This is a genomic window from uncultured Microbacterium sp. (assembly GCF_913776565.1).
GTDB lineage: Bacteria > Actinomycetota > Actinomycetes > Actinomycetales > Microbacteriaceae > Microbacterium.
In genome coordinates this window covers 1-5583 of record NZ_CAJYPF010000212.1, presented here as the reverse complement: position 1 = coordinate 5583, position 5583 = coordinate 1, and the positions used below count along the sequence as shown (strand labels likewise).

Genomic DNA, 5583 nt, shown 5'->3' with positions numbered 1-5583 from the left:
CGACGAGCTCGCGACCCGCTTCGCCGAGGGCCTCGACGTGCGGCGTGAGCACCGGGTCACCCGGGTGCGTCGGACCTCGGTCGGCGTCGAGGTCGACACCGACCGGGGGGTCTTCGTCGCCGCCGACGCGGTGGTCACGGTCCCCGTCGGCGTCCTGCACGCCGGCGATGTCGTCTTCGAACCCGATTTGCCCGAGACGCACCGCCGGGCGTTGAGCCTGTTGCGCATGAATGCGTTCGAGAAGGTCGTGCTGCGCTTCGAGGAACGATTCTGGGATGCCGGGGTCTACGGCATCCGCCAGCTCGGCGACGAGGGCGAGTGGTGGCATTCCTGGTACGACCTCGGCCGCCTGCACGACGAGCCGGCGCTGTTGACCTTCGCCGCGGGACCGGCGGCCGTGGCCACGCGCACGTGGAGCGACGACGACATCGTGGCATCCACCCTGGCGCAACTGCGCCGGCTGTACGGCGACGCGGTTCCCGCCCCCACGAGCGCTCTCGTGACGCGGTGGCAGGACGATCCGTTCTCGCGCGGGTCCTACGCGTACATGCTGCCCGGGTCGGTCGGTGCCGACCACGACGATCTCGCCGAGCCGATCGACGGCGTGCTGCACGTCGCCGGTGAGGCGACCTGGGGAGACGACCCCGCAACGGTCCCGGGGGCGATGCTGTCGGGCCATCGGGCCGCGCAGAACGTGCTGGGTCGCGAGATCCCGGTCAGCGACCTCTGGACCTGAGCCCGTGCCGGGGGACGTCCCCCGGACCTGCGCCGCGGGAGGTCTCTGAGCCTCTCGATGGGATCGTGAGCTCGACGGGCTCTGGCCCGCGGGGTGCCGACGGCGTCGGCGAGTTCCGCGTCAGCGCGGGTCGGGTCCGGTCGCCACGGGAAGATCCGGGTGGTTCGACCACTGACTCCACGATCCCGCGAAGACGCGCGGCCGGAAGCCGGCGAGGGTGAGCGCGACCGCCTGATGCGCGGCGGTCACGCCCGAGCCGCAGTAGACGCCGACGTCCATCCCGTCCTCGGCCCCGAGCAGACGGAAGCGCGCGCGCAGGTCGTCGGGTGAGCGGAAGCGACCGTCTTCGCCCACGTTCTCGGTGGTCGGGGCGCTCACCGCGCCGGGGATGTGACCGGCGCGCGGGTCGATGGGTTCGACCTCGCCGCGGTAGCGCTCGCCCGCGCGGGCGTCGAGCAGCAGTCCCGACGCGGCGAACCCCGCGACGGCGTCGAGTTCGAGCGCGGGCAGCGACCCGTAGGTGAGCTCGACCGATCCGGGCGCGGGGGTCTCGGCATCCCCGTGCTCGAGGGCGAATCCCGCGTCGGTCCATGCCCGCAGCGAGCCATCGAGCAGCCGGACGTCGGCGAGCCCGGCATGACGCAGCAGCCACCAGGCCCGGGCGCTCGAGAGGTTGTTCAGGTCGTCGTAGACGACGACGGTGTCCGCGGGGTCGATTCCCCAGCGTCGGGCGGCGTCCTGCAGCGTCTCGATCGGGGGGAGGGGATGCCGTCCCTCGGTCGGTGCGCCGTGAGCGGCGAGGTCGTGGTCGAGATCGACGTACTGCGCGCCGGGGATGTGTCCCGCGCGGTACGCGGGCCGTCCGTCGGGGCGGTCCAGCCGCCACCGCACGTCGAGCACGCGGACGGGCCCGCCGTCGGCGAAGGTCCCGGCGTCGAGGGCGGTGCGCAGGACGGCGGCGGAGACGAGGATCTCGGTCATGTTCCCAGTCTGGCCGTCACTCGACCGTCGGACGACCGGGCTCGCCGGCTCGGGTGGCGCCGTCGGCGACCCGGGCGCGGGCGCGATCGTGCCGTGCGGGGATCGGGACGATCTCGGTGGCGCGGGGCAGGCCCATGGCCGGGGTGCCGACGTAGATCGACTCGGCGCGGTCGACCAGGTACGTCTCGTGCCAGATGCCGACCGCGTTCGGCGCGGTGCGGGCGCGACGGTTGAAGCGCGTCCAGGCGGGACGGTGCTCCTGGTCGGGAGCGGCGGCGTAGGCGTACAGCTTGTCGAGCGAGGACCAGTACTGCACGAGATGCGGCCCGCGCGCCCCGACGAGCATCGTGTAGCCGAGCAGACCGGAGTCGGGGTCGATGCTCAGCTCGCGCAGCATCTTGGGCATGTCGCCGAAGACCGGCATCCAGAGGTCGGGACGCCACCACTGGTTGACGGTCATGCCGATGTGGAACACGACGAGTTCGCCGTTCCAGCGGTGGGTCATACGACCCGGAATGAGGGATGCCATGGCATGTCCTTTCTCGATAGTGACACTATCCAATGTTGGATAGTATCGCTATCGAGTCAAGGGGGAGACGTGCGGATCTCGGAACTGTCCACGCGCAGCGGCGTCCCCGTCGCCACCATCAAGTACTACCTGCGCGAGAAGCTCCTCCCCGAGGGCCAGCGTTCCTCGCCCACCCAGGCCGCCTACACCGAGGCGCACGTGCAACGCCTGGGCGTCATCCGGGCGCTCGTCGACGCGGGCGTCGGCATCGCCGGGGTGCGCAAGGTCGTCGGCGTCCTCGAGGAGCCGCCCGAGAACCCCTACGACCTGCTGGGCGCCGCCAATGCGGCCGTCACCCCCGAGGTCTCGGCCGACATCGACCTCACCGCCGCCCACGCGATCCTCGAACGGATGGGGGGAGCCCCCGGCGCGTGCGCGCCCGACCAGATCGCCGCCGTCGCGCACGCCCTCGCCGCCCTCGACCGTGCCGGCTTCCGCGTCCCCGACGACGTGATGGACGCCTACGTCGAACATCTCGGCGCGCTCGCAGAGGCGGAGCTCGCGGCCACCCCGCAGACCTCGATCGAGGACGCCGTACGCTACGTCGTGCTCGGCACAGCCCTGGTCGAACCGCTCATCCTGGCGCTGCGACGCGTCGGTGAACAGGTCGCCGCCTCGCGTCGATTCGGGCCCCCACCCGCCTAGCGATTCGGATTCGACGCCGCGCCGTCCAGCCAGAGCTCGTCGCTGGCGTCGCCGTGGGCACCCCCGCGACCGACGTGGGCGTCCGAGATCCTCGGACCCTTCGTGATCACGTGCACGAGTGCCATGCCGTGACCGCGTCCGAGGTCGTAGTCGGTCTTCAGCCACTCGAGGATGGGGGTCGCCTTCGTGCCGGGACCGAATCCCCGTTCGGCGGCGAGGGCGACGAACTGCCGGGGGGTGAGCCCCGTCTTCGTCTCGATGTTGTCGAGGTACGACTGGAACGACATGGGCCGACGGTAGCGCAGGGCGCCGGCATCGCGCCACGGCCCGCACGGTAGCGTCGAGGGGTGACCGTCACCGTCCATCGTGCGCCCGTCGCCGGCATCCCTCCGCTCACGCTCTACCGCATCCTGTGGCTGCGCGTCACCGTGTTCGTCGTGGAGCAGCAGGCCGCCTACCCCGAGATCGACGGGCGCGACGTCGAACCCCACGCCGAGCTGATGTGGGCAGCCGAGGGCGATGACGTCCTGGCCACGCTGCGGGTTCTGCGCGAGCGCGACAACACGCGCATCGGCCGCGTCGCCACGGCAGCTGCGGCTCGAGGACGCGGGATCGCCGCCGACCTCATGCGGTCCGCCGTCTCGCACCTGGATGCCGACGCCCCCGGCCTGCCGATCCTTCTCTACGCGCAGCAGCATCTGGCCGAGTGGTACGGGCGGTTCGGGTTCGTCGTGTCGGGTGATGCATTCGCCGAGGACGGCATCCCGCACGTGCCGATGCGGCGCGAGGCACCCGGGCGCACGCGCTGAGAGACCCGGCCCGCGTGTCACTCGGCTTCGCCGACGGCCACCATCCAGGCCACCCCGAACCGATCGACGAGCGTGCCGTACAACCCGCCCCACGGTGGAACGCCCACCGGCATCTCGATCCGACCGCCCTCGCCGAGCGCCTCGAACCAGCCGCGCAGCTCCGCTTCCTCGTCGCCGGTGATGGCGAGCGAGAAACCGCCCGCCGGCACCAGGTCCATGGCCGCGGGCGTGTCCGACGCCATCAGGACAAACCCGCGCGCGGTGCGCAAACGCGCGTGCATGACGAGGCCCCCCTCGCCCTCGCCCACCGGCATCCCGAAGTCGTCGAACGTGGCGATGTCCAGGTCGCCGCCGAACACCGAATGATAGAACTCCATCGCCTCGCGCGTCGAGGAACGGAACTGCAGATACGTCACGAGTGCCGTGGTCATGCCAGCAGTGTGCACCCGCCGAGCGGGGATGTCATCACCCCCGCGCGTCAGCGATCGCGATGGTCCTCGGGGTGCAGGCGAGGGCCGCGGCGGGGCTCGAGCGCCGAGCCCGCATAGATCAGACGGATGACACGCTGCCGGTGGCCGGCGAAGGGTTCGAGCAGTTCGAGCATGCCGTCGTCATCGGTGCGGTGGCCGGTCAGGGCGAAACCCACCTGATGAGCGAGGTGATAGTCGCCGACGCTGACGGCATCCGGGTCTCCGAAAGCGCGGATGCGCGTCTCGGCGCTCGTCCAGATGCCCACCCCGCGCAGGCTGATGAAGACCCGGTCGCGGGCCTCGCCGTCGAGGGCGGCCTCGGCGGCGCGCACGACGCTCTCGCCGCGGCGCGCGGTCTCGACGATCGTGCGTGACTGGGGCGGCTCCAAGCCCGCTCGGTGCCACGCCCAGGACGGAACGTGGCGCCATCCGTCGATGCTCGGCGGGGCGAACATCGGACGCGGTGTGGGACCGGGTGCGCGCTCGCCGTACCAGGTGACGATGCTGCGCCACACCGAGAAGGCCTGCATGCTCGTGACCTTCTGCTCCATGATCGCGCTGACCAGGGCGTCGAACACCAGATCGGTGCGGCCGATCCGCAGGTCGGGATGACGGCGGTGCCATTCGGCGACGGAGGCATGCCGCGACGCGTCGAACCCCTCGGGGTCGTCGTGGGCGCCGCACAGCGCGGGGACCTGCGCGAGCGCCCACTCGGCACCGGGGCCCCAGGCGGCTGCGCGCACGGTTCCGTCGATGCTCCGACGCAGAGCGAGCGTGGCGACCCCGAGCGGGGTGCGGCTCACCCGCCACACGATCCCGCCGGATGAGAGGGGCGTCGATGCGTGATACGTCGGGTCGTTCGCCCCGTGCCGCTGAGCGGCGATCGCGCGACCGACGTCGGTGGGCACGCGGGGGCGGTACTCGCTCTCGAGCGGCCGATCGACGGGGGCGCGGAGGTCGCGCGACGTCTGCCGCGTGCGCACCCCGGTCGACCTCATGCCGACACCTTACGTCGACCCACCGACATCACGGCATCCGGATCGGACGACGCCTGATCCGCCGGCGCGGAAACCGCTCAGAACCGGTCGGGCGAGGGCGTGCCGTGGCCGTAGCGGATCGAGACGTCGGCGTGACGGTCGAAGCGGTAGCCCACGCCGCGCACGGTGCGGACGATGTCCTCGTACACCCCGAGCTTGGCGCGCAGACGACGCACGTGCACGTCGATCGTGCGCTCGCCGGGAGCCTCGTCGTCGGTCGCACCCTCCCACAGGGAGGCGACGAGCTCGGTGCGCTCGATCGTGCGGCCCTCGCGCAGCACGAGGTACTGCAGCAGCTCGAACTCCTTGAAGGTGAACGCGGCGGACTCCCCGTCGA

9 protein-coding genes are annotated in these 5583 nt (G+C 71.7%); 3 read left to right on the top strand and 6 right to left on the bottom strand.

The genetic code is table 11. The features are described from left to right. A partial coding sequence (locus QZ433_RS12080; RefSeq protein WP_295783783.1) for an NAD(P)/FAD-dependent oxidoreductase occupies nucleotides 1-736 on the top strand: 736 nt, incomplete at its 5' end. 120 nt (nucleotides 737-856) lie between these two features. Here the strand turns inward: QZ433_RS12080 and QZ433_RS12075 are convergent. Both QZ433_RS12075 and QZ433_RS12070 read right to left on the bottom strand, forming a co-directional pair. Further along, nucleotides 857-1717, bottom strand: coding sequence for a sulfurtransferase (locus QZ433_RS12075; protein WP_295783780.1), 861 nt, complete (start codon nucleotides 1715-1717; stop codon nucleotides 857-859). A 16-nt stretch (nucleotides 1718-1733) separates the two neighbouring features. Continuing rightward, nucleotides 1734-2246 (bottom strand): DUF4188 domain-containing protein, encoded by a 513-nt coding sequence (locus QZ433_RS12070; protein WP_295783777.1) that lies wholly within the window; start codon nucleotides 2244-2246, stop codon nucleotides 1734-1736. Between the two features lie 69 nt (nucleotides 2247-2315). Here QZ433_RS12070 and QZ433_RS12065 point away from each other — a divergent pair, with 69 nt between their 5' ends. Beyond that, the gene (locus QZ433_RS12065; protein WP_295783774.1) at nucleotides 2316-2930 is read left to right on the top strand and encodes a MerR family transcriptional regulator; all 615 of its coding nucleotides are present in this window, start codon (nucleotides 2316-2318) and stop codon (nucleotides 2928-2930) included. Here the strand turns inward: QZ433_RS12065 and QZ433_RS12060 are convergent. Further along, a complete protein-coding gene (locus QZ433_RS12060) occupies nucleotides 2927-3217 on the bottom strand; it encodes a DUF4287 domain-containing protein (RefSeq protein WP_295783772.1) in 291 nt (96 codons plus the stop codon). The two genes, QZ433_RS12065 and QZ433_RS12060, sit on opposite strands and share 4 nt — an antisense overlap. Nucleotides 3218-3277: 60 nt before the next feature. On the opposite strand from QZ433_RS12060, the gene QZ433_RS12055 reads away from it, so the two are divergent. Next, nucleotides 3278-3739, top strand: coding sequence for a GNAT family N-acetyltransferase (locus QZ433_RS12055; RefSeq protein ID WP_295783769.1), 462 nt, complete (start codon nucleotides 3278-3280; stop codon nucleotides 3737-3739). Between the two features lie 17 nt (nucleotides 3740-3756). Here QZ433_RS12055 and QZ433_RS12050 read toward each other — a convergent pair whose 3' ends face one another. From QZ433_RS12050 to QZ433_RS12040, 3 genes are all read right to left on the bottom strand, one after another. After that, on the bottom strand, nucleotides 3757-4170 hold the full coding sequence (locus QZ433_RS12050) for a VOC family protein (RefSeq protein WP_295783767.1): 414 nt from the start codon (nucleotides 4168-4170) through the stop codon (nucleotides 3757-3759). A gap of 47 nt (nucleotides 4171-4217) precedes the next feature. Next, a complete protein-coding gene (locus QZ433_RS12045; RefSeq protein ID WP_295783765.1) occupies nucleotides 4218-5207 on the bottom strand; it encodes a DNA-3-methyladenine glycosylase 2 family protein in 990 nt (329 codons plus the stop codon). Nucleotides 5208-5284: 77 nt separating this feature from the next. Continuing rightward, nucleotides 5285-5583: helix-turn-helix domain-containing protein (locus QZ433_RS12040; protein WP_295783762.1), on the bottom strand; the 299-nt coding region annotated here is incomplete at its 5' end.

What these genes read in the sequence shown, in the direction of transcription:
- QZ433_RS12075 (WP_295783780.1), bottom strand. Translation starts at nt 1,717, where the DNA reads ATGACCGAGATCCTCGTCTCCGCCGCCGTCCTGCGCACCGCCCTCGAC.
- QZ433_RS12050 (WP_295783767.1), bottom strand. Translation starts at nt 4,170, where the DNA reads ATGACCACGGCACTCGTGACGTATCTGCAGTTCCGTTCCTCGACGCGC.
- QZ433_RS12070 (WP_295783777.1), bottom strand. Translation starts at nt 2,246, where the DNA reads ATGGCATCCCTCATTCCGGGTCGTATGACCCACCGCTGGAACGGCGAA.
- QZ433_RS12060 (WP_295783772.1), bottom strand. Translation starts at nt 3,217, where the DNA reads ATGTCGTTCCAGTCGTACCTCGACAACATCGAGACGAAGACGGGGCTC.
- QZ433_RS12045 (WP_295783765.1), bottom strand. Translation starts at nt 5,207, where the DNA reads ATGAGGTCGACCGGGGTGCGCACGCGGCAGACGTCGCGCGACCTCCGC.